Here is a 23,276-nt window from a genome sequence, read left to right as displayed (position 1 = left end):
CGGACTGGCTTGACCGGATGCAACGTCATCACCCGCTCTCCGCATGGCCCAGGACGTGCATCAGCCGGTTTGCCCAGCCGAAGATCGCTATGGCGTGGACGAGGTCGATGATCTCGGCATCATTCATGCCGACTGATCGCAGCGAGGCGACGTCGTCTGCCGTCGCTTCCGACGGCGCCGCCGACAGGCGGCGGGCAAAGTTGTAGATTGCCGCATCGCGCGACCCAAGCTTTTCAGGTTTGTCGAGATACAGCGCCGTGACCACTTCATCGCTCTTGGTCAGCTCTGCATGCCGGCGGGCGTGAACGACGGCACAGAATTTGCAGCCATTGACGATCGAGGCACCCAGTGCGCCAAGCTCGCGGTCGGGACGGGCAAGCCCGCCCTCGACGTACATGATCGCGTTGAACAACACCGTGCGGGCAAGATAGCTCTCGGGATCATGCACAAGGGTGCGCACATATTCCGAAACTTTCTTGGCCGACGGCGTAACCTTCATTGCTTCGAGCTGTTCCGGCGTTGCCTCCGATAGCTCGACCGGTGCGATATAGGGATGCCAATTCAGCGGCTTCAGGCGCACCGAGGAAATCATGCCCGCCTCATCAATCGCAAGCCGGTCGCGACCCGGGTCTGGAAGTTGATGAAGGCAATCAATTCGGAGAGCGCAACGATCTGGGGATCGTTCAATCCGGCTTGGGCGAGCAGGGCAATGTGGCTCGCCTCCGCCTTTTTCGGCGTCAGGGTGATCAGGTCAACATGTCGGGCGATGGTCGCCAGAGGTTCATTCAAATCCGTTTCCCCCCGGGCCAAGGACAGAAGCTGCTCCGTGGGACCAAGCTGAGCCAGTTGTACATCATATTCGGCCATCAGGACGGGATCGGCGTTCAGAGCTGCCATGCGACGGGCCAGAGCGACCCGCAAATTCGGTGCCAGCCCCTGATCGTTTGCCGGCTGCAGGACGGAGAGGCGACATTCCTCAGCCCCTCGCACGAATTCGGGCCGAAACCGCCGTGCAGCGAAAAGGGCATCGTCCGGTGAAAGACCCGCAGCCTTGTCCATTGCGTCGATCACAGTGCGGCTTCCTTATGCAACAAGGGTGTTGAATCGACCCATTCGTCGCCCAGAAGTTCCGGGGTGTCGTAGGCGATCAGATTGGCGAAGTGGGTTTCGACATCTTCGGCGAACAGCGACGCGGCAATGCCGCGGACCAGACGGTCGGCACCGGCGCTGACGGCCGGGATATCGCCGGAGACCTTGCCATGGGTCAGCATGGCGGCGTCGTTGAAGCAGTGGACATGCGCCAGCATCGGGCAGGAACCGGGGACGCGCTCGCGAAATTCGAAGGCGGGGCCGAGATCCGGTGCCTCCAACATGCCTGCGCGCGGCGGCCCCATGTCCGGCGTATATCGACCATCCGACCAGGTGCGGATGTGTGGGGCGAAGGCGGCGAATTCCGGGCGACCACTGAAGTCATTTGAAAAGCCGGTCGCAGCGATCATGAAATCGTAGCGCATCGGCCCTTGCGTGGTTCCGACCAGAAGGCCTCCGGCATCTTCCTTCACCGCGACCACACCACAGTCGAGAAAGAAGCGGGCATTCGCATGACGAGACACGCGAAGCGTCGATGAACGCGGCGGCGGCGTCTGGGTCGAGGCGGTGTAGTCGAAGAATCTCCACTTCCAGGAATCGGGCAAATGATACATGCCGAGGATGACACCTTGGCTGCCGATCCCGGTCAGCTTGTTGATCCGCGGCATTTCCTTGCGCCGGATCAACATGTCGACTGAACCGGCGCCCGCCTCGAGCGCCGTCGCGGCATTGTCCATCGAAGAGGCGCCGGCGCCGATAACCGCAACACGCTTGCCCTTCAGTGCATCAAAATCGATGTCGTCGGCAGAATGGGCCCAATAGGAGCGATCGATGCCCCTGAGGAAATCGGGCACGGCAAAACCGCCGAGACCGGACCGACCGGTGGCTAGAACGAGACGACGGGTGAGAACCCGGCCGGTTTCCGCGCCCTCGACATCGATCGCAATCAGATCGCCAACGGCTGCAACGCCTGTCATGCGCACGCTGTTGCGTACTGGCAGACCAAGCACGTTCCGGTACCAGACCAGGTAGTCCATCCACTGGCCTTTGGGGATTTTGTCCAGCGACCGCCATGCCTCGACGCCCCATTGTGCCGTGAACCAGGCGCGGAATGTCAGTTGCGGCAGACCGAGCGACGGACCGTGCAGCGTTTTCGGCGACCGGAGCGTTTGCATGCGGGCAAACGTTATCCATGGCCCTTCGAAGCCGGCCGGAGCCGCGTCATAGGCGACGACATTGGTTATCCCCGTCAGCACCAGCTTTGCGGTGGCAGCAAGTCCGCACATGCCGGCGCCGATCACAACGACGTCACGGACCGGCACGCCATCGCGCGAACGTGCGGGAACCCATGGCTTGGCAGGCAGTTCGAGAAAATCGAGGTCCTGAGCAAGTTGTGCTTCAAGCGCGGCTAGACCTCTCGGGGGGAGCGAACTGGGCGTGTGCTTCATATTCCCGTTCCGTGATTTGTGCCGGAGGCAGGATCGGTCACCAATTGGCCGGCCAGGGTCGGATCGAGTTTCTTGAAGCCAACGATCGACCGTTCAGCCACCGCCTCGACCGCATCCACCAACGCCTGCGCGACTGGACGAAGGGGGCGTTTTTCGGCAGCCACAACACCCCAATAAAAGAGGACGGTTACGTCGATCGGGCGGATGACGACCCCAGGCAAGCCCACGCCATAGGCGGTGAGGGGATCGATGACAGCCGCAACACCAGTCCGGCGTACGATCTGCAACGCGCCATAGGCGGTATTCGTGCGGATTACTGGCCCGGTGTCGATGCCCCTGGCCGCCAACGCCTTGGAGACATGCAACTGGAAACGCAGCGGGTTGAGCAACGTGGCGACGCGGCGGCCGGCAAAAGCGGAAAGCGGTATGACATCTAGTTCGGCCAGCGGATCATCCTCCCGCACGGCAGCAACATCAGGCGCCGAATAGAGCCGCAGGACATCCAGACCGGGCGTATCGAGCGGCAGGCTTGAAAACCCGACCTCGGCACGTCCGCTGCGCACTTCCTGAGCGACGGTCGAGGGAAGGAACTGCCCGAGATGCGTCTCGTGCGGAAGCTCGGCACCTTGGAGTTCAGCCAAGGCCGTAGGGATCAAGCCGGTGCCGATCGCGGAGGTGGTGACGATCTGCAGGATTCGCCCTCTGCCGGCGGCGATCATCTTGGCCCGCGCTGCGAGTTCGGTGAAGGACATCAGCAGGCGTCGTGCTTCCTCCTCGAACGCGACTCCTTCTTCAGACAACTGCACCCGTCGACCGATCCGATGCAGCAATTCGAAGCCAAGTTCGGCCTCGAGCTCCTGAATGGTGCGCGTCACCGCAGGCTGGGAACGCCCGAGCATGTCAGCCGCCCTGGTGATACTGCCGCTGGCAGCAACCGCAAGGAAGGTCTGAAGGTCCCGGGTTTCCATGTTTCTCCTACATGCGTAATCCGTATGATTGACATCGTCTCATTCGTTTTTGATATATGTCAAGCGGAAACGAATGTTCGTTACGGGCTTTGTGCATATGCCGGCCTCAGCGCCAGAATCCGGGTCGGAGGCGGACAGGGACGTCAGACGCGGCTCCAGCTTGCGAAGCCTCCTGAAGAAAAGAATTCAGGTGACGGCGGCAAGGATTCTCGAACCACAAAGCCTGCGACAGGAGGAATATTATGCGCGTGAGTATTCTGGGCGCCGGAGCAATTGCTTATGGCCTTGCCGCCTATTTGGCAGGATCGGGGCATTCGCCAATGCTTTGGTCACCGTCGGGGCAGCGCACCAAGGGGTTGGCTACCGGCGAATTGTTGAAAGCGACGGGGGACATCGCGGCGACGGTACCGGTGCGCATCGCCAAGGATTGCAAGGATGCCATCGCCAACGCGGACGTGGTGGTGATTGCACTTCCGGCTTACGGCCACAGGATGGTGATGGATGCTGCCGCCCCCCATCTGATCGATGGAATCCCGGTCATCATCAGTTCGCATTGTTCGTTCGGGGCACTGTATCTCTCCAGGCGGTTGGCGGAGCGCAAGGTCAGCTTGCCGATCGTCCTGTGGGGCACAACACTGTTGACCGGGCGGCAACTCGGGCCAACCGAGGTCCATGTCACCACCATTCGCCAGAAGCTTGATGTCGCGACGCTGCCTTTCAAAGCTCAGGATGAAGGATACGGATTTTGCACGAGCCTATTTGGTGATCGTTTTGTCAAGCGCGACGGCATGCTTGCGATCGCGCTCAGCAACCTCAATCCGCAAAACCACTTGGGAATTGCCCTCCTCAACCTGACACGCATGGAAAAAGCCGAGCAATGGAGCCAGGGGGGAAACGTCACCCCTGCCGCTGGCCGCCTTATCGAGGCTCTGGATGCCGAACGGCTAGCCATCGCGGCCCATTTTGGTATCGCGGTTCGCACCGTCCAGGAGCATTTTTCATTGTCGTTTCATGTTCCGAAGGGAACCGTTTCGGAGATGAACCAGGAGATGGATCGTCAAGGCCGTGGCGGCTTTGGTCCGACAACAATCGAAAGCCGCTACATTCTCGAGGATGTTCCGTTTGGACTGCTGCCGACCGTATTGTTGGGTAAGATCACCGAGAAACCGGCGACGCTCCACGAGTCTGGAGTTTCGATATTATCGGCGGCTTACGGTCGCGATCTCAAGGGGGATAACGATATTCTTCCCGCGCTCGGCCTCGAGGGAATAGCAAAGGCGGATCTTGAAAACCTTTGCCGCACGGGGTTTTGAGTGCGCCCGCAGCCGATACGGCATGATCACATTTAGGGGCGCCGCGCTACGTCATCGCGTCGGTGCATTTTAACAGTGGTGCGCAGCGTCAGGGCGATGTCGCTGGCGCCGCGATCGCCAGAACCAGCCATGCAACCCTCGAAAGTAGCGTTCGGGACGCCGCGGGGAATCGAGCATCCTGAATTGACAATATCCCCTCCGGGGGGATAGCACTTCAGAATGAAAGAGCGTCCCCACATTCACGAGACCCATCCCGACATCGTCAAACGGCTGAAGCGGGCCGACGGTCATCTGAGGGGCGTTATTGAGATGATCGAAGCAGGCCGGCCTTGCCTTGACATTGCCCAGCAGCTTCATGCCGTCGAAAGGGCTGTTTCCCAGGCCAAGAAGACGCTCATCCAGGATCACCTAAACAACTGCCTGGAAGATGTCGTGGGGCCGCTGCCGCGTGAGCAGCGCCGCTCGATCGATGAATTCAAGGACATCACCAAATACTTGTGAGACACGCTCCATGATGGACGGCATTCGCGGCTGGTTCGGCTTCGGCCCGGCAGCTCAAGGCTTCGGCGGGCATGGCCATGACCATGGCGAGGGCGGACACGGCCACACGCATGGCGTGGTCGATCCCACAATCGCGACGACCACACGCGGCATCTGGGCGATCAAATGGTCGTTCGTGCTGCTAGCCCTCACAGCGGTGCTGCAACTGGTCATCGTATTCCTCTCGGGCAGCGTGGCGCTGCTTGCCGACACCATCCACAATGTCGGCGACGCGGTCACCGCCATCCCGCTGTGGATCGCCTTCATGCTGGCGCGGCGCAAGCCCAGCAAGACCTTCACCTACGGCCTTGGCCGGGTCGAGGACCTGGCCGGCATCATCATCGTCCTGATTATCCTCTTCAGTGCCATCGTCGCCGGCTATGAGGCGATCGACAGGTTGATCCATCCCCAAGCCATCAGCTTCCTCGGCTGGGTTGCCGCCGCCGGCCTCGTCGGTTTCCTGGGCAATGAGGCTGTCGCGGTATTCCGCATCCGCGTCGGCCGCGAGATAAACAGCGCGGCCCTGATCGCCGACGGCTATCACGCCCGCACCGATGGCTTCACCAGCCTTGCGGTGGTGCTTGGCGCGGCCGGCGTCTGGCTAGGCTTCCCGCTCGCGGACCCGATCATCGGCCTTTTGATCACTGTGGCTATCCTCGCCATCGTCTGGCAGTCCTCAAAGGCGGTGCTGACACGCATGCTGGATGGCGTCGAGCCGGGCATCGTCGAGGAAATCCATCATGCGGCTGAACATGTGAGGGGCATCCAACGGGTCGCCCAGGTGCGGGCGCGCTGGATCGGCCACAGGCTGCATGCGGATATCGCCATCAAGGTGGCCGAGACAGCGAGCGCAAAGGATGTGGTCGGCATCGCGGAGGCTTTGAGAGGGGAGCTGTTCGACCACCTGCCGGCGCTCTCGGAGGCGAACATCCGTCTGGAAGGCGAAGGCGGATCCGTGGCGGGCGGTTCGGCCCACGCCGATCATGCGCCGGAGCCTTTCAAGGTCGTCAGCGACCTGGCAACGGGAACGCTCGAAATCGTCGATACGCCCGCTGGCGAGCGCTTGCGTCTCACCATCGACAGCCATGCCGACGATCTGGGGGCGACCGTGATCATCGACCGGTCCGAAGGTCCCGAGACGCTTTCGCTCGGGCCTGTCGCCGGCAATCACCACCGCCGTGAAAGCAGCGTCGCCCCCGCCGAGCCGCACGAGTTCGAGGCGAGGCTGATCCTGACCTCTAAGGGCAAGCAACAGGTCCTGCCGTTCAAGATGGTTGAGCCGGAAGGCCACCAACACTAGGACGGGGCAGACTTGCGCGACTTGACGCGTTCGCTCAATCGGTGTCGCGTGACGCGGGTCGATGACAGATCTCGCCGCTCACGCAGCTCTGTTCTTCTCAGCAAGGTCCGCCCCCGCTGGAGGTTGCCACAGGTTGGCCAAGTCCGAGCTCATTTAGGGTTGCGCCGCACAACGGTGCAGGAGCAGCACTGCCGGTTTGGCCAGCTAGGCTATTCGCAGACAGCGATCAAAGCCGCGCCTTGGTGCTCCGGGGTGTCGCCAACAACAGGCTGGTCTCGCTGCCGGTGATGCCGGGGATCAGGCGGATGCGCCGCAGCACGGCGTCGAATTCGGTCAGTGTCTGTGTCCCCAGCTCTATCACCAGGTCCCAGCGGCCGTTGGTGGTATGGATCGTCGAAACCTCCGAGAAGCCGCCAAGAGCGCGGATCACACGATCGGCGGCATGCCCTTCGATTTCCACCATCATGATGCCGCGTACACGCTGGTCGACGGCATCGGCTCGCAGGATGACGGTATAACCGATGATCGCACCGGCTTTTTCAAGGCGCTCTATGCGAGACCTGACCGTTGCCCGCGAGACGCTGACATCCATGGCAAGGTCCGAGATGCTGCGCCGCGCGTCATGCCGCAAAAGCGTGATGAGCTGTTCGTCAAGCTGATCCATGGCTCAGAATGCAATCAAATCATTCCATTTTGATAGCCCATTTCGACAAATTTGCCAATTTGATATGTTCATCCTGCCAGTTATCCGCGCTCCAATGAGGCCTAGAAAACGCGCGGGGAAATACGGATGCATTGTACGATCGTCGGGGCACCGATCCAGGTCGGCTCGGGCCGGATGGGTTGCGAGATGGGGCCTAGTGCGCTGCGTACCGCAGGCCTGGCGGCAGCGCTCACTGAACTCGGGCATACGCTGGCCGACCTTGGCACCGTCGCCTCTGCCGATCTGCGCCCGATCAGCCACGGCAATGCCGCCTTGAAGGCGCTGCCGGAAATCGTCGCATGGACGGCGGCGATTACCGAGGCGGCCTATGCAGCCAGCGCCGGCGCCATGCCGATCTTCCTTGGTGGCGACCACAGCATTTCCGCCGGCACGCTGGCCGGTATCGCCCGCCGGGCGGCGGAAGCCGGCCGCCCGCTGTTCGTGCTGTGGCTCGACGCACATCCTGATTTTCACACGCTCGACACCACGACCAGCGGGAATTTGCATGGCGTGCCGCTGGCTTATGCCAGCGGGCAACCCGGCTTCGAAGGCTACTTCCCCAGCCTGGCGGCTTGCGTGGATCCGGCCCGTATCTGCACACTGGGCATCCGCAGCGTCGATCCGGCGGAGCGCGAAGCGCTACGCAAGGCGGGCGTCACCGTGCACGACATGCGGATGGTTGACGAATACGGCATGGCCCCGCTGCTTCGCGCCTTTCTCGAGCGGGTCAGTGCCGAAAACGGCATGCTGCATGTCAGCCTCGATGTCGATTTTCTCGACCCTACGATCGCGCCTGCCGTCGGCACCACCGTGCCGGGCGGCGCCACCTTCCGCGAGGCTCATCTGGTGATGGAGATGTTGCACGACAGCCGTCTCGTCACCAGCCTCGACCTGGTCGAGCTCAATCCCGCACTCGACGAACGCAACCGCACCGCAACCCTTCTCGTGGACCTGACCGCGAGCCTGATGGGCCGGCGGATCATGGACCGTCCCACACGGAGTTATTGAACTGTGACCCCCCATCTGAACATCGTGCCCTTCGTCAGCGTCGATCACATGATGAAGCTGGTTCTTGCCGTCGGCATCGATCGCTTTCTCATCGATCTCGCTGCCTATATCGAAGAGGATTTCCGACGCTGGGAATTGTTCGACAAGACCCCGCGCATCGCTTCGCACAGCATCGACGGCGTCATCGAACTGATGCCTACGAGCGACGGACAGCTCTACGGCTTCAAGTATGTCAACGGTCATCCAAAAAACACGCGCGACGGGCGCCAGACCGTGACGGCGTTCGGCGTGATGGCCGATGTCGGCAATGGCTATCCGATGCTGCTTTCGGAAATGACCATCCTGACCGCGTTGCGCACGGCGGCGACGTCGGCCGTCGCGGCCAAATACCTTGCTCCCAATGCGGCGGACTGCATGGCAATCATCGGCAATGGCGCCCAGTCGGAATTCCAGGCCATCGCCTTCAAGGCCCTGCTCGGCATCGACAGGCTTCGCCTCTATGACATCGATCGGTCGGCATCCTTGAAGTGCGCGAAAAACCTTGCGGGGTTCGATTTCGACATCGCGATCTGCGCTTCGGCGCAGGAGGCGGTGGAAGGGGCTCACATCATCACGACGGTCACCGCCGACAAACGCTCCGCGACCATCCTGACGGATAACATGGTCGGATCGGGCGTGCACATAAATGCCGTCGGCGGCGATTGCCCCGGCAAGACGGAATTGCATCGCGATATTCTGCTGCGCTCCGACATATTCGTCGAATACCCGCCGCAGTCGCGCATCGAGGGTGAAGTCCAGCAACTCGAGCCGGACCATCCCGTGACGGAGTTGTGGCAAGTGATGACCGGCAAGGCCGCCGGCCGCCGGGATGCCAGCCAGATCACCTTGTTCGATTCCGTCGGCTTTGCGATCGAGGACTTTTCCGCGCTGCGCTACGTCCGCGACCAGCTTCAGCGCACCGGCCTCTACGAGGAGCTCGATCTGCTGGCGGACCCGGATGAGCCACGCGACCTCTTCGGCATGCTGCTGCGCGCCGACAAGGCCGCCCAGATCACGGCCGTATCCAGCTGAGTTTTCGCAGAACCTGCGGCCGAATGTCCGCCTCGCAATAGCTGCGGCGCCGAGCGGCGCGCGGCTCGATATCCTAAAGCGGTTCATCGTTCGATGGAAATGACGAAGCGCTCTATCACTTTTATGCAATTCTCCAGGGAAAGCGCTACACGCTTTTCCGGGAGACCGCTCTACACTTTTCCTGGAATTGTTTTAGCTCTTCGGGCTCAAGCCCACTTCAAACCACTTCTTCGACATCTGCGCGAGCGTACCGTCCGCGGCCATCTCGCCGAGCGCCTTGTTGAGGATCGCCTGAAGCTCGGGCTCCTGCTTGCGGATGCCCAGGCAAACATTTGACGCCATGATGGCGCCGACGAGACGCGGACCGCTTGTGATCAGCGTGCCGTTGCTCTTTGCCGCGCGGTCCCTCGCGAAGACGACATTGTCGGTCAAGGCAGGCTGTTTCGTGGCTTGCGCGCCATTAGCAAGGCGGCGGGCGCTGGTGTGCGCCAGACGACTTGATAGGCTTCTACTACATTGCTGGCCGTGACACTGAGCCCGGGAAGCGCGATCCAGGCCGGCGGCTGGCGTTCGAGCAGGCCGAGAATTGTGGCAATGCCCGTAGCAACGCCCTGATCGTGAGGCAGTTGCGCGGCGATGCCCTTGATCAGGCCTCCACCAACGAGGTCCGTGGCGACGTCGTTGCCGAGGTCGACTGTCGTCACCGGAATAGCCTTGCCCGCATCGCGGATCGCCGCGACGGCAGCGATTGCCGGCACGTCCCAGACGGCAAACAGTCCGGCGAGCTCCGGATTGGCCTGCAGCAAGTCGGCGGTCGCGGCTCTCGCTTGCGACACGTCGGCAAACTTGCCGCGAACCAGCGTCAGGTCGGGACGTCGAGCAGCCATCCATTTTCGGAAAGCAATCTCGCGCTCATGCGTCGCGAAGAAATCGATGCCATAGGCCAGAACGCCGACCTTTCCGCCCTGTGGTATATGTGGCGCCAGGAGTTCTGCGCCGATCTGACCGAGACCGAAATTGTCGCTGGAAACAACGCTGACGTAATCCTTGCCGGGCAGCATGCCGGTTGGGGCATTGTCGAGCAGCAACAGCTTCTTTCCGGCCGCCGATATTGCACGATGCGCGTCGGCGGCACGGTTGCTGCCGATTGGAATGGAGACCACCGCATCCACGGCTTCGCCGGCCAGCCGTTTCAGTTCCGAAATTTGCCGCTCGATGTCGAAGCCGCAGTCGACGACCTCGACCACCGCCGCTCCGTAGCGGCCAAGCGTGGTGACGATCCCGGCCAATTCCTCCTTAGCCCAGTCGCTCTTGGTGGTGTGGAGAACGATGGCGACCGAGAAGCGCCGGTTGCGGGCGAGATCGGCGTCGGCATTCGACAACCCGACCTGGTCGGCTGGAACCGCCCGTTCGCCATGCGGCCCAAGGCCGGTGATCGCCATTCCTCAACCCTCCCCAGGTTCACGCGGCCCGGCCGACTTGGCGATGCTATGCAAGCGCTCCTCCCGGTGGCCGTGGCTTTGCCGGGCGAGCGCTGGTTCCGAGTGCGGCCCGCGCGAGAAAATCCTTGAATTCCGGATGCTCACGCGGTGAACCGAGCGTAATCCACCCCTGCAGAAATTTCGCATCGAACAGTGCTTCCGCAACGACTTGGGCGGCGCCGACCAGTCCGGCCGAGCCGCCCATCTGCGAACGGACGATGCGCAGGTCGCGGGTGACGATCGGATGCGACTGGCGATAGACCGCCTCGCGTACGGCTGCCAACAGTATGTCCCCGGTCTGGGCCACGCTGCCGCCGAGTACGATCAATGACGGGTTCAGCAGATTGGCCAATGGCGCCAGTACCTCGCCGACCGCACGGCCGCAACGCCCGAGAAGGTCGATACAGAACGGATCGCCCAATTGGGCGCCGTGGCCAGCGTCGGTGACCGTCACTTCGCCGGCGCGCGCAAGCATCTCGGCCAGATAGGGGCTGCTCCCGCTCTCGGCCGCCTGGCGGGCCTCGCGTCCGAGCGCTTCGCTGCCGGCAACAGCTTCGAGATTTCTGCCCTCGATGAAAGTATGACCGATCATGCCGGCAGCGCCCTGCGCGCCACGGTGCAACGCTCCCTCCGAAACCACGCCGGCGCTGATCGAGCGGCCGAGCTTGACGAAGATCATGTCGGCGAGGCCGCTGCCGGACTTCAGTTCGCCCATCGTCATCGTCTGGACGCCGCTTCGCACCCATACCGGCGCGCCGACAAGCGTGGCCAACTGCTCGACGAAAGGGAATCCATCCCAGTTCTGGAACGCATTCAGCGCCGGCGCGAACAGCCGCTGATCATCGCATTTCTCAACGGCTCCGGGCACCGCCAGCCCGATGCCCCAGATGCTGGCCTCACTGCCATGCTCTTCCAGCATCCAGGCAAACAGCGTTGCTAGCCGCTGGACCACCGGCTCGGGACCTGCGGCCAGTTCCACCGCTTCGTGATGTTCGGCCAGCAGGCGGCCGGACAGGTCTGATACACCGACTGCCAGCGAGGAATGATCGAGCACGGCGGCCAGGATCATGCCAATGCGCGGCCGGAAGCGGACATGGCGTGGTGCGCGTCCGCCGATCGCCGGGCCGAGTTCGCCTTCTTCTATCAGCCCTAGCCGAAGCAGCGTGGCGAGACGATCCGTGACGACGGCGCGCCCCAGTTCCGACTGGTTCTCTAGCTCCTGGCGGGTCGTTGCCGCCTCGGTCCGTATAAGGTTGAGCAGCGTGGCCAGGCTGCCATGCGCGGATTCGCTGGCACGCGGCCGGCCGGCGGCGCGGCGCGGTTGGTCCGACTGTACGGGGTCTGTGGCGCTGCGCTCGTCCATAGTCTTGCCGAGGCTCATCTCCCGATCTCTATCGCTGCCGGCTCAGGGTCATCACGCCGTTAGCCATGGGTACCGTGGCCTCATTTACGGATCAAGCAGGAACTTATGTATTTTACAAACAAAAGTATGCCGACTTTTGCATTTTAATGATTGACGAGCGGCGAAAGGCGGGCATAAGTATCAGCCAGGCTCGGAGGAGGGCTCCTAACGTCGACAGCCCTCGCGAAGGCGAAGGATGTCGCACGTCCGTTGTCCGAATTCTTCTCCAGCCAAAGATGCCGGCCCCGCGCTGCGCGCGGTGATGCATCGGCTACAGGCAGGGAGGATACGAGATGCCGGTGAAACTGGCCTATCACGCCAATTGCTGGGGTGCGCTCGGTGGCAACGCCGTCGGCGTCACTTCGATCACCCAGCTTACCTATCGCACCTTCGGTGACATGGAGCAGGCGATCCGCGACATTGGATCGGCCGGATATACCGGAACAGAACTCTTCGACGGCAATCTCCTCGACTATCAAGGACGCAATGGCGCGCTGCGCGCTGCCTTGGACCAGTCCGGCGTCGTGCTCGTGGCCGGCTACTCCGGTGCCAACTTTATCTTCGACGATATCCTTGGCGAGGAGTTGGCGCGGATCGAACGCGGAGCGGCTGCCGTGGCCGAACTCGGCGGCGAGCATCTGGTCGTCGGCGGTGGCGCCAAGCGAGCCAAAGGCCGGCAGCCAGATGATTTCAAGCGCCTCGGCGCGGCGCTCGACAAGGTCATCGACATCGCAGCCAAGGCGGGCTTGCGCGCGCACTATCACCCGCATCTGTCGACCATCGTCGAAGGTCCCGACGAAGTTCGCGAGATTTTCAAACATACCGCGATCGATTTCTGTCCGGACACCGCGCATCTGGCAGCCGCTGGCGGTGATCCGGCCGCGCAGATTCGCGAATTCAGCAAGCGCATCAGCTATGTGCATTTGAAGGGCTGGCAGCGCGATCCCTTCGCCTTCACGCCGCTCGACCGCGGCGACCTTGATATGGAGCCGATCATCCAGGCGCTCGAGGACACCGGATTTTCCGGCTGGATCGCAACCGAGCTGGATGCCTGGCCAGACCCCAAGCAAGGGGCGGAACTCAGCATGAAATATCTGAAGAGCGCTTTGAAGCAGAGTTGAACCGACAGGTACCAAGCCTGTCATCAGGGAGGAGACCCAAATGACACGTTTCAACACAATAGCCGGGACGTTCACGGCGGCATTGCTGGCCGCCAGCCTCTATACCGCAGCTCCCGCTTTCGCCGACCCCGATTCAGCACTCGCCGAACTGCAGAAGACAGTGCTCTCCAAGGGGCCGAACGGCGAAGCTCCAGCGTCGGCGGCGTCCGTCAATCTGACGCAGGAGGAACTGGCCAAGATCAAGGACATGAAGGCGACGGCGGCGATCGTCATGCACTATGGCGGCAATGACTGGTCACGCGCGCAGATCGCCGGCCTCAAAGACCAGTTTGGCAAGATGGGCATCGAGGTGATCGCCACGACCGATGCCGGATTCAAGCCGGAAAAGCAGGTCGCCGACCTCGAAACTGTGATGGCCCAGAATCCCAAGATCATCGTTTCGATCCCCACCGACCCGTCGGCGACGGCGTCCGCGTACAGGGCAGTTGCCGATAAGGGCGTGAAGCTGGTGTTCATGGACAACGTGCCGGCCGGCTTCGTCGCGGGCAAGGATTACGTCTCCGTAGTCTCGGCCGACAATTATGGCAACGGCGTCGCCGCAGCGCATCTGATGGCCAAGGCGCTGGGGGGCAAGGGCGACATTGGTCTGGTCTTCCACGCCGCCGACTTCTTTGTCACCAAACAGCGTTATGATGGCTTCAAGAAGACGATCGCCGACAACTACCCCGATATCAAGATTGTCGCCGAACAAGGCATTGGCGGCCCGGACTTCACCGGCGACGCCGAAAAGGCGGCATCGGCCATCCTCACTTCCAACCCTGCCATCAACGGCATCTGGGCGGTGTGGGACGTGCCGGCCGAAGGCGTCATCTCGGCGGCCCGCACCGCTGGTCGCGACGACCTTGTCATCACCACCTGCGACCTCGGCGAGAACGTCGCAATCAATATGGCGGGCGGGGGCTTCGTGAAGGGCCTGGGCGCCCAGCGTCCGTTTGACCAGGGCGTCACCGAAGCCCTGCTCGCAGGCTACGGTCTGCTCGGCAAGGAGGCTCCGGCCTTCGTCGCCTTGCCGGCGCTGCCCGTCACCAAGGACACGCTGCTCGAGGGTTGGAAAGCCGTCTATCACGCCGAGGCGACCGACAAGATCAAGGGCAGCATGTAGCGCGCCCTGCGGCCGGCGCACTCCCAGCCGGCCGCACCTCTTCTCAATTCGACAGGAGACCATCATGACCAAGACGCTCAACGTGGCGATGATCGGCGGCGGCTTTATGGGTAAAGCCCATGCGCTCGCTTATGCGACGATGCCGATGTTCTTCTGGCCCGCCCCCGCCATCCCCGTGCGCAAGGTGGTGGTCGACATCACCGAGACACTGGCCGACGAAGGCCGCCGTCGCTACGGATTCGAGGAATCATCCGCTGACTGGCGTTCGGTGGTGACGCGATCCGACATCGACGTCATTGACATCGTCACCCCGAACGACAGCCATGCCGCGATCGCGATCGCGGCCGCTGAAGCCGGCAAGCACATCATCTGCGAAAAGCCGCTGGCGCGCGGCGGCGACGAGGCAAAGACCATGCTCGACGCGGTGAACAAAGCCGGCGTCATCCACATGGTTGCCTTCAACTATCGTCGCACGCCGGCAGTGGCGCTTGCCCGCCAGTACATAGAGGAAGGCCGCATCGGTAAGATTCTCAACTTCCGCGGCACCTATCTGCAGGACTGGTCGGCCGATCCGGATTCGCCTCTGTCCTGGCGCTTTCAGAAGAAGATCGCCGGGTCCGGCTCGATCGGCGACATCGGCACCCATGTCGTCGACCTTGCCCGTTATCTGGTCGGCGAGATCGCCGAGGTCAGCGCGTTGGTGCGCACCTACAACAAAACGCGACCGATCCAACGCGGCAATCTCGACAGGCTCGGCGCGGCAGAGAGGAATACCGATACCGAGCGGGCTGAGGTCGACGTCGACGACGAGGTGATGACGCTGCTGAAATTCGCCGACGGCGCGATCGGTTCGCTGGAGGCGACCCGCAACGCCTATGGCCGCAACAATTTCATCACTTTCGAGATCCACGGCACCAAAGGCTCCATTGCTTTCAACTACGAACGGCGCGACGAATTGCAGGTGATGTTTGCCGATGATCCTGCGGATGCACGCGGCTTCAGGTCCGTCTATTCCGGTCCGGCGCACCCCTATGGGTCGGGTCTGTGGCCAATCCCGGCGCTCGGCATCGGCTATTCCGAAACCAAGATCGTGGAGTGTTTCGATTTCTTCTCGGCTATTGTTTCGGGCAAGCAGCCCTTGCCCAATTTCGAGGATGGCTACAAGACCGAGCGGGTGGCCGACGCGCTGATCGAATCCGGCCAATCCGGCCAGTGGACCAAGGTCCGACCATGACAATCGCGGCGCCTGTTCATGCGGTGGAAATGAAAGGCGTCACCAAATCCTTCGGCGGCGTCAAGGCGCTGGTCGATGTCGACCTGCGGGTAGAGAAAGGCGAAATCCACGCATTGCTCGGTGGCAATGGTGCCGGTAAGTCGACCATCCTGAAAGTGTTGAGCGGCGTTCATGTGCCGGACACCGGTACCATTCTAGTCGATGGCAAGCCACTCGCCGAAATCTCGCCCGAAGCTTCAAGGCGGGCGGGCATCGCCATGATCTTCCAGGAAATGAGCCTCATCCCCACGCTGACCGTGGCGCAGAATGTTTTCCTGACCCGCGAAGCCAAGGTCGCGTTCGGCCTGATCGACGATCGCACTGCCGAAAAGCGCGCCAAGGACCTGTTCGACATGCTGCAGGTCGAGGTCGATCCGAAAGCGACGGTCGGCAATCTCGGCGCCGGCCAACGGCAGTTGACGGAGATCGTCAAGGCGATCTCGCAGAATGCGAAAGTGCTAGTCCTGGATGAACCGTCGACGGCGCTGGCGGTATCCGATGTCGAGCGGCTGTTTGCCTTCCTGCGCAAACTGAGATCGGAAGGCGTCGCCATCATCTATGTCTCGCACCGCATGGACGAGATAGCCCGCATCGCCGACCGCGCCACGATCTTGCGCGATGGCCGCAACGTCATCACCGCACCGATGTCGGAACTGCCGATCGAAACGATGATTGAGCATATTGTCGGCAAACGCTCGCGCGGTCTGTCCGACGTGGTACGCGGCGAATCGAATGTCGGGGCGCCGCTGCTTGAGCTCGACGGTGTTTCAGGGGTGGAGAAACCGAAGAACGTCAGCTTCGTCGTCCACAGCGGCGAAGTGGTCGGCCTAGCCGGGCTGCTGGGCTCCGGGCGGTCGGCGATCGCGCGCGTCATCGCCGGCATAGATCCGATCGTCGAAGGCGAGATCCGCATTGCCGGCGAGCCGGTGGCGATCGCCAGACCAAGTGACGCCATCGAGGCCGGTGTGGCGCTGGTGCCGGAGGATCGGCTACGGCAGGGCGTCATCGCGGAGCATTCGGTCGCCTCCAACATGACGCTCGCCGTGCTCGGCCAGTTGAGCAGCAAGGCCTTTGTGTCGACGAAAAAGATGCGCGAGCTGACTGATCGCCAGATCGCCCAGCTGCGGATCAAGACTGCATCGCGCGACAGCCCGATGCGCACACTTTCGGGCGGCAACCAGCAGAAGGTCGTCATCGGCAAATGGCTTTCGAGGAATCCGGAGATCCTGGTCCTCGACGAGCCGACCTCCGGCATCGATATCGGTTCGAAGTCGGAAATCATCCTGCTGGTTCGCCAGCTCGCCAACGCCGGCAAGGCAATCATCATGATCTCGTCGGAGCTGTCCGAGATGCTGTCGGCCTGCGACCGTATCATCGTCGTCTCCGAGGGGCGCGTCGTGGACGATGTCAGCCGCGCCGATCTCGACGATCCCTCGGCGCCAAAGAACGATCCGGTTCTGCGACTCCAGGCGGCCGAGCGCAAGCTGCAGATCGTCATCCAGAAAGCGCTGAGCAAGAGCCAGGGAGGAATACATGTCCACTAGTCAGGCTGCCGCGTCCCAGTCCTCGCTGGCAGCGAGGCTTGGGCTCACCAACTGGCGGCAGAACATCATCTACATCGGTTTCGTCGTCATCTTCATCATTTTCGCGATAACGTTGTTCGACAAGGGCTTCCTCAACCTCAACAACCTGCTCAACATCGTGCGGCAGACGGCGATGATCGCGGTGATGGCGATCGCCATGACCTATGTTCTGTCGGCAGGCGAGATCGACCTGTCCGTTGGTGCCGTCGCGGGTCTCGCCTCGGTGACGACGGCGATGGCGATCGACGCCGGCGGACCGATCACCGGTGTGATGGCGGGGCTCGCCACAGGCGCCGTCGTCGGCACCTTCAACGGCCTGTTGACGACGCGGGTCGGAATTCCATCCTTCCTTACCACGTTGGCTATGATGGGCATCGCTACCGGCACCGCAATGTGGATCAGCGATACGGCTGCGGTGCCGATCATCTCGAAGAGCTACTCCTGGATCTTCGGCGGCGGCAATGTCGGGCCGGTGCCGGTGCTGCTGATCTGGATGCTGGTGCTGGGAGCCGTCGGCCACGTCGTTTTGAGGCGAACGAGCTTTGGCCGCCGCGTGCTGGCCACCGGCGGCGGCGAGATCGCGGCGCGTTATTCCGGCATCGACACCAAGTCGGTCAAGTTCCGCGTGCTTACCATCTCGGCCATGGCGGCGGCGCTGGCCGGAATGCTTTACGCCGGCCGGCTGCAATCGGGGCGCTTCCAACTCGGCCAAGGCGACGAACTGTCGGTGATAGCCGCGGCGGTGCTTGGCGGCACCAGCCTGTTCGGCGGCTCCGGCACGGTGATCGGGACAATTGTCGGCGCGCTGATGATCGGCCTCATCAATAACGGCCTGATTCTGATGGGGTTGGAGTTCAGCCAGCAGCTAATCGCGCGCGGCGCCATCATCATCCTTGCCGTTGCACTCAGCCAGGGGAGGAAATGAGATGACGGTTCCCTATACGGTCATCGGCACCGTGGTTGCCAAACCCGAAACCCGCGATGAACTGCAAAGAATCCTGTCGGGCCTCGTCGAACCGACACGTGCCGAGGAGGGCTGCATCAACTACGACTTCCATGTCGACCCGGCTGACCCCTGCGTATTCATGTTTTACGAGAACTGGCGTTCGAAGGACGATCTCGACAGGCACCTCTCCATGCCACATCTGATGCCGCTGTTCGGGAAGCTCGACGACCTCGTTGCGCGGCCGGTGGATGTCCGTCAATTCGTCATGCTCAGCCAGCTGGCGCTGGCATCGCATGAGCGATCGTTTCCAACCCCGCGCGGTGAGAGCAGATCCGATGGAGACAGGTAAAGCGCTCGGGACGCGGGTGACAGCTGAAAGTGCCAGCTTTTGACGGAACGCCAATGGCCTCAGCCGGAAACCAGGTTTGTCAGCATGGTTGCCGCCTCGGTGCCGGCCAAGCCGAGGTCGAGAACGCTGCTCATGTGATTGGCTCCAGGAAGGGCGGTCTGCGAGACCTGTAGTCCCTGCTCCTTCAGATGCCGCGCAAACACCTCGGCCTGCCTGTGGAATGGCGGCGTTTCGTCGGCGCCGACAGCGATCTCGACCGACACTGACGGATCGAAACGGCGGGTGAGCGGCGAGAACCTGGCTGCATCCTCGTCCGTGATCGCGATCTCGGCGGCAAGGAAGGAGGTCTGAAGCGGCTTCAGGTCGTAGAGCCCGCCAAGCAGCAACGCGCCTTTGATTGTCGATGTCCGGCCGTCGTCATTGAAAAGCATCGTCGCAAGTTGGGCGCCGGCTGAATGTCCGCTCACGGTCAGGCGCTCGGTATCGCCGCCGTGATCGCCGATATGGTCGAGCACCCAGCTTTTGGCGCGCCGCACCTGGTCGACGATCGTGGCCATCCTCACAGCCGGCATCAGCGCATAATCGACGATGACCGCGATTGCGCCGGCGCGCGTCACCGTCTCGGCGACATAGGAATAGTCGCGCTTGGAGAACATGCGCCAGTAGCCGCCATGGATGAACACATGGACCGGCAGGCGGTCGCGCTTGCCTTCCGGAAAGAACAGGTCGATGGTCTCGGTGGCATCCGCTCCATAGGCGATATCGGCAACCATCGGCATGGTTGCCCGCACCTCCGTGCTGCGACGAACGATCTCGGCGACGATGTCGTCGAACTCGGCGACGTGGTCGCGGATGCGGAAAGGATCATTCTGCATGGGGTGCCCGTTCACATGGTCACGGCGATGTACTTCGCCTCCATGAACTCGGCAATGCCGTGCTTCTGTCCGCCTTCGCGGCCAAGGCCGCTCTGCTTGACGCCGCCGAAAGGTGCCGCCGGATCCGACATCAGGCCGCGATTGAGCGCGACCATGCCCGTTTCGATCTTCGATGCCACGTGCATGCCCCTGGCCAGATCACGCGTGTAGATGTAGGCGGCAAGGCCGTATTCCGTGTCGTTGGCGCGCGCGATGACTTCGTCCTCGTTCTCGAAGCGGCTGATCGGGGCCACCGGACCGAATATCTCCTCCTGCGCCATCTCGGCATTGGCGGGCACGTCCCGAAGGACGGTCGGCGGATAGAAATAGCCCTTGTCGTCGGCGACCGCGCCGCCGCACAGGATCCTGGCCCCACGGGCGACCGCGTCCTTGACCAGCCGATCGATCTTGTCGACGGCCTTCCTGGTAATCATCGGACCGCATTCGGTGTCCGGGTCGGTGCCTGAACCGAGCTTGAGCGCGGCCATGCGTTGGCGCAGACCTTCGGCAAAAGCGTCATGGATGCCGGCCTGCGCGTAGATGCGGTTGGCTGCCGTGCAGGCCTCGCCGGCGTTTCGCATCTTGGCGACCATCGCGCCGTCGAGGCCGCGTCCAAATCGGCGTCATCGAAGACGATGAACGGGGCGTTGCCGCCGAGTTCCATCGAGCATGAGATGACGTGCTTGGCGGCTTCGGCCAGCAGAACACGACCCACGCCGGTCGAACCGGTGAAGGATAGCTTCCGGACGCGCGGGTCGGCGAGCATGGCGGAGGTCACTGGTCCGGGGTTCGAAGTGGTGAGCACATTGACGACGCCGGGAGGCACACCCGCCTCCTCGTACAGCGCGGCGAGCGCGTAGGCGGTCAGGGGCGTCTCGCTGGCGGGCTTCAGAATGACGGTGCAGCCGGCGGCCAGCGCCGGCGCGATCTTGCGTGTCGCCATGGCGGCGGGGAAATTCCAGGGCGTTATGAGCACGCAGATGCCGATCGGATGATAATCAACGACGATCCGGTTGGCGCCTGACGGCGCCAGGCCGAACTCGCCGCTGATGCGCACCGCTTCCTCGGCATTCCAGCGGAAGAATTCAGCCGCATAGGCGACCTCGCCGCGCGCGTCCCGCAGCGCCTTGCCGTTCTCCAGCGAGATCAGCGCCGCCAGCGTCTCGGACCGTTCGACCATCAATTCGAAGCAACGCCGCAGGATTTCCGAACGCTTGCGCGGCGCGGTTGCGCGCCAGCTTGCAGCCGCCTTCGCAGCCGCCTCGACGGCAGCGGCGGCATCGGCAATCGTGGCGTCCGGGACAGCCGCAATCACGGCCTCCGTGGAAGGATCGATCACCTCAATGAGGCGACCGTCGGAAGACGGTCGCCAGTGTCCGTCGATATAGAGGCCGTGCGAGAATGTGGTGTAGTCGAACATGTCCGGATCTTCGTTGAGTTGCCCTTGGGGTACGTTCATCTCATCACCTCTGGTCAGACTGAGCTTGCGGCCATGTCGCCGTCATAGGCGGCCCTCACCAGCCGCCGCATCGCGGCGACGTCGAAAGGACGAGGGTTGTTCTTGATCAGTCGATCGATGCCGAGCGCCTGCTCGGCGGTCCAGTCGATCTTGTCGTGTGGAAGACCCAGATCGGCCAGCGTCCGGGTGATGCCGATCGCCGCGAACAGCCGGGCCACCTCATCGATGGTGGCGCGCGCGGTCGCCTCGGCGCTCTTTGTCTCCGTCACCCCCAGAGCGGCGCCGACCGCCGCGATTTCGTCGGTCGCGGCGGGCAGGTTGTAGCTCATCACGTAGGGAAGCATCGTCGCCACGCCCAATCCGTGCGGCGTATGGGTAAGCGCGCCGACGGGATATTGCACGGCGTGGGCAGCCGCCGTTCCGGCCGTGCCGAAAGCGCAGCCGGCCGCCAGCGCTCCCATCATGACATCGGCGCGTGCGTCTTCGTCCGAGCCGTCCCGGTAAGCCTTTTCGAGACTGCGGCCCAGGAGTTGGATGGCCAGCAGCGCGAAATGATCGGTCAGCGCGCTCTTGCCGACAAAGACATGCCGCTGCGGCAAGTGCGGATCGGAGCCGCGTTTGGCGGACGTGAAGGCTTCGATCGCGTGGGTGAGCGCGTCGGCTCCGGCGATTGCCGTGAGGGAGGGCGGGCATGTCGCGGTGAGTTCCGGATCGCAGAGCGCGACCGCGGCAATGAGATGGGGACTGGAAATGCCGACCTTCAGTGTTCGCTCCGGATCGGAGATCACCGCTACCGGCGTCACTTCCGAACCGGTGCCGGCGGTGGTCGGGACCGCGATTACCGGGAGCGTGGGGCCGGCCACCTTGAACTCCCCGTAGTAGTCCTGAAGCCGCCCGCCGTGGCTAATCAGCAACGCGGCGCTTTTGGCCATGTCCAGGCAGCTGCCGCCACCGATCCCGATCACCATGTCCGGCTTGAAGTCCTTCGCATGGGCGGCACAGACGGCAACGCTGTCACGAGGGACATCCGGGAGGATGCGATCGTACACGAGCGTTTCGATCGAGCCTGCTCTCAGTGCCGCGCTGATCTGCGCGAACATTGGCGTCCCGGCGAAACGCTCATCCGTGCAGATGAATGCGCGCCGGCCATATTTGGCGGCAATATCAGGCAGCGCATGGCGCTGGCCTTTGCCGAAAAGAATCTCACGCGGCAACCGGGCTGCTGCAAATAGCGTCATGAACTGTGTCCTTCGAATATGGATTGGGGAGCGGGGGATCGGAGATCACCGCTTGCCCAGCGTGCGTGGCGTGGTTCGGGCAAGGCACGGGCCAGAGCCGTCGTCGAGTTTTCCTGCCTCACGAAATATCCTCTATAAAATCGTATAGGATATAGGATTGAATTGCGCGGAGCATCGTGTTAGAGGTCGCCCCTGTCAAGAGGCAAAACATGCAGAATCCAGACCTTACCGTCGACAATGACGCTCGGTTGACAGGCCGCATCCAGCGCGCCAACAGCCTGTCGGGCGACGTCTACGAGGCGATCTTCCAGCAGCTGATGTCGCTGAAAATAGCTCCGGGATCGCGGATCACCGTCGACAACCTTGTCAAGGAGTTCAACGTCTCGCATACGCCGATCCGCGAAGCTCTTGGGCGGCTGGAAGGCGAGGGCCTGGTGGTGAAAACCCATCTGATCGGGTACCGGGCCGCGCCCCAGATCACACGGCGCCGTTTCGACGAACTCTATGAACTGCGCCTGCTGCTCGAACCTGCAGCCGCCGCCAAGGCAGCCGCTGCGCTCGACGAAGCCCGGCTGATGATTTTGCAGGAGGCGGCTGGCGTGATGGCCAGGCGCGTGAGCAAGGACGAACGCCTGCGTTATTCGAACTTCGCCCGCCAGGATGCCATCTTCCACGACAAGGTCATGGAGTTCGCGCAGAACGAGCTCATCCGCGAAACGCTGAACCACCAGCACACCCACTTCCACATTTTCCGCCTGATGTATCACTCGCGGGTCACCGAGGAGGCGCTCGACGAGCACGAAGCCATCCTCGCCGCTTTCGCGGCCAGCGATCCGGTTGCCGCCGAAAAGGCGATGCGCGTGCACATAGAGAATTCGCGGGACAGGCTCCTGCCTGCATTCGAGTAG

At 62.5% G+C, this 23,276-nt stretch carries 22 protein-coding genes and 1 pseudogene; 12 read left to right on the top strand and 11 right to left on the bottom strand.

Annotated features, from left to right (window positions below):
• Nucleotides 1-28 precede the first annotated feature (28 nt).
• The 4 genes from FJ986_RS12560 to FJ986_RS12545 are packed head-to-tail and all read right to left on the bottom strand — an operon-like array spanning nt 29 to nt 3,505.
• Nucleotides 29-592 carry a peroxidase-related enzyme gene (locus FJ986_RS12560; RefSeq protein ID WP_140517387.1) on the bottom strand — a complete coding sequence of 188 codons (564 nt, stop codon included), beginning with the start codon at nt 590-592 and terminating at the stop codon, nt 29-31.
• Nucleotides 589-1,071 carry a hypothetical protein gene (locus FJ986_RS12555; RefSeq protein WP_140521339.1) on the bottom strand — a complete coding sequence of 161 codons (483 nt, stop codon included), beginning with the start codon at nt 1,069-1,071 and terminating at the stop codon, nt 589-591. Before FJ986_RS12555 ends, FJ986_RS12560 begins: the two co-directional genes overlap by 4 nt.
• Nucleotides 1,068-2,537 carry an NAD(P)/FAD-dependent oxidoreductase gene (locus FJ986_RS12550; protein ID WP_140663504.1) on the bottom strand — a complete coding sequence of 490 codons (1,470 nt, stop codon included), beginning with the start codon at nt 2,535-2,537 and terminating at the stop codon, nt 1,068-1,070. The genes FJ986_RS12555 and FJ986_RS12550 overlap by 4 nt, the downstream gene beginning before the upstream one ends.
• Nucleotides 2,534-3,505 (bottom strand): LysR family transcriptional regulator, encoded by a 972-nt coding sequence (locus FJ986_RS12545; RefSeq protein WP_140552093.1) that lies wholly within the window; start codon nt 3,503-3,505, stop codon nt 2,534-2,536. Before FJ986_RS12545 ends, FJ986_RS12550 begins: the two co-directional genes overlap by 4 nt.
• Before the next feature lie 242 nt (nt 3,506-3,747).
• On the opposite strand from FJ986_RS12545, the gene FJ986_RS12540 reads away from it, so the two are divergent.
• From FJ986_RS12540 to FJ986_RS12530, 3 genes are all read left to right on the top strand, one after another.
• On the top strand, nt 3,748-4,818 hold the full coding sequence (locus FJ986_RS12540) for an NAD/NADP-dependent octopine/nopaline dehydrogenase family protein (protein ID WP_140499326.1): 1,071 nt from the start codon (nt 3,748-3,750) through the stop codon (nt 4,816-4,818).
• Nucleotides 4,819-5,037: 219 nt separating this feature from the next.
• On the top strand, nt 5,038-5,319 hold the full coding sequence (locus FJ986_RS12535) for a metal-sensing transcriptional repressor (protein ID WP_140521342.1): 282 nt from the start codon (nt 5,038-5,040) through the stop codon (nt 5,317-5,319).
• 10 nt (nt 5,320-5,329) lie between these two features.
• Nucleotides 5,330-6,658 carry a cation diffusion facilitator family transporter gene (locus FJ986_RS12530; protein ID WP_140584262.1) on the top strand — a complete coding sequence of 443 codons (1,329 nt, stop codon included), beginning with the start codon at nt 5,330-5,332 and terminating at the stop codon, nt 6,656-6,658.
• A 226-nt stretch (nt 6,659-6,884) separates the two neighbouring features.
• On the opposite strand, the gene FJ986_RS12525 is transcribed toward FJ986_RS12530, so the two are convergent.
• A complete protein-coding gene (locus tag FJ986_RS12525) occupies nt 6,885-7,322 on the bottom strand; it encodes an Lrp/AsnC family transcriptional regulator (protein ID WP_140499320.1) in 438 nt (145 codons plus the stop codon).
• Between the two features lie 126 nt (nt 7,323-7,448).
• Here FJ986_RS12525 and rocF point away from each other — a divergent pair, with 126 nt between their 5' ends.
• Nucleotides 7,449-8,369, top strand: a complete 921-nt coding sequence (gene rocF, locus FJ986_RS12520) for an arginase (protein ID WP_140674419.1) — start codon at nt 7,449-7,451, stop codon at nt 8,367-8,369.
• Between the two features lie 3 nt (nt 8,370-8,372).
• A complete protein-coding gene (locus tag FJ986_RS12515) occupies nt 8,373-9,440 on the top strand; it encodes an ornithine cyclodeaminase (protein ID WP_140671128.1) in 1,068 nt (355 codons plus the stop codon).
• A 192-nt stretch (nt 9,441-9,632) separates the two neighbouring features.
• On the opposite strand, the gene FJ986_RS12510 is transcribed toward FJ986_RS12515, so the two are convergent.
• From FJ986_RS12510 to FJ986_RS12500, 3 genes are read right to left on the bottom strand one after another with little or no spacing between them, the layout of a single operon-like run.
• Nucleotides 9,633-9,872, bottom strand: coding sequence for a transporter substrate-binding domain-containing protein (locus tag FJ986_RS12510; protein WP_181167255.1), 240 nt, complete (start codon nt 9,870-9,872; stop codon nt 9,633-9,635).
• Nucleotides 9,869-10,882, bottom strand: a complete 1,014-nt coding sequence (locus tag FJ986_RS12505; RefSeq protein ID WP_140499314.1) for a substrate-binding domain-containing protein — start codon at nt 10,880-10,882, stop codon at nt 9,869-9,871. The genes FJ986_RS12510 and FJ986_RS12505 overlap by 4 nt, the downstream gene beginning before the upstream one ends.
• Nucleotides 10,883-10,928: 46 nt before the next feature.
• On the bottom strand, nt 10,929-12,302 hold the full coding sequence (locus tag FJ986_RS12500) for an ROK family protein (RefSeq protein ID WP_224519041.1): 1,374 nt from the start codon (nt 12,300-12,302) through the stop codon (nt 10,929-10,931).
• Between the two features lie 314 nt (nt 12,303-12,616).
• Between FJ986_RS12500 and FJ986_RS12495 the strand changes: the two genes are divergently transcribed.
• From FJ986_RS12495 to FJ986_RS12470, 6 genes are all read left to right on the top strand, one after another.
• Nucleotides 12,617-13,444 carry a sugar phosphate isomerase/epimerase family protein gene (locus FJ986_RS12495; RefSeq protein ID WP_140499312.1) on the top strand — a complete coding sequence of 276 codons (828 nt, stop codon included), beginning with the start codon at nt 12,617-12,619 and terminating at the stop codon, nt 13,442-13,444.
• Nucleotides 13,445-13,484: 40 nt separating this feature from the next.
• Entirely contained in the window at nt 13,485-14,606 is a 1,122-nt protein-coding gene (locus tag FJ986_RS12490) for a substrate-binding domain-containing protein (RefSeq protein ID WP_140499310.1), read from the top strand.
• A gap of 64 nt (nt 14,607-14,670) precedes the next feature.
• A complete protein-coding gene (locus tag FJ986_RS12485; RefSeq protein ID WP_140499308.1) occupies nt 14,671-15,840 on the top strand; it encodes a Gfo/Idh/MocA family oxidoreductase in 1,170 nt (389 codons plus the stop codon).
• The gene (locus tag FJ986_RS12480) at nt 15,837-17,423 is read left to right on the top strand and encodes a sugar ABC transporter ATP-binding protein (RefSeq protein ID WP_246681798.1); all 1,587 of its coding nucleotides are present in this window, start codon (nt 15,837-15,839) and stop codon (nt 17,421-17,423) included. The genes FJ986_RS12485 and FJ986_RS12480 overlap by 4 nt, the downstream gene beginning before the upstream one ends.
• Complete coding sequence (locus FJ986_RS12475; RefSeq protein ID WP_140499306.1) at nt 17,413-18,387, top strand: ABC transporter permease; 975 nt, start codon at nt 17,413-17,415, stop codon at nt 18,385-18,387. The genes FJ986_RS12480 and FJ986_RS12475 overlap by 11 nt, the downstream gene beginning before the upstream one ends.
• 1 nt (nt 18,388) lies before the next feature.
• Nucleotides 18,389-18,757, top strand: coding sequence for a putative quinol monooxygenase (locus FJ986_RS12470; protein ID WP_140499304.1), 369 nt, complete (start codon nt 18,389-18,391; stop codon nt 18,755-18,757).
• A 59-nt stretch (nt 18,758-18,816) separates the two neighbouring features.
• Here FJ986_RS12470 and FJ986_RS12465 read toward each other — a convergent pair whose 3' ends face one another.
• The 3 genes and pseudogenes from FJ986_RS12465 to FJ986_RS12455 form a co-directional block, all read right to left on the bottom strand.
• A complete protein-coding gene (locus tag FJ986_RS12465; RefSeq protein WP_140674417.1) occupies nt 18,817-19,632 on the bottom strand; it encodes an alpha/beta hydrolase in 816 nt (271 codons plus the stop codon).
• Nucleotides 19,633-19,643: 11 nt separating this feature from the next.
• A pseudogene (locus FJ986_RS12460) lies at nt 19,644-21,130 on the bottom strand (NAD-dependent succinate-semialdehyde dehydrogenase).
• Nucleotides 21,131-21,144: 14 nt separating this feature from the next.
• A complete protein-coding gene (locus FJ986_RS12455) occupies nt 21,145-22,368 on the bottom strand; it encodes an iron-containing alcohol dehydrogenase (RefSeq protein WP_140674415.1) in 1,224 nt (407 codons plus the stop codon).
• A gap of 209 nt (nt 22,369-22,577) precedes the next feature.
• Here FJ986_RS12455 and FJ986_RS12450 point away from each other — a divergent pair, with 209 nt between their 5' ends.
• Nucleotides 22,578-23,276: a GntR family transcriptional regulator gene (locus tag FJ986_RS12450; protein ID WP_140517369.1), complete on the top strand. Its 699-nt coding sequence runs from the start codon at nt 22,578-22,580 to the stop codon at nt 23,274-23,276.

Origin of the sequence: Mesorhizobium sp. B1-1-1, from assembly GCF_006442955.1 — a bacterium.
Taxonomy (GTDB): Bacteria; Pseudomonadota; Alphaproteobacteria; order Rhizobiales; family Rhizobiaceae; genus Mesorhizobium.
This window is presented reverse-complemented; position numbering and strand designations above follow the sequence as displayed.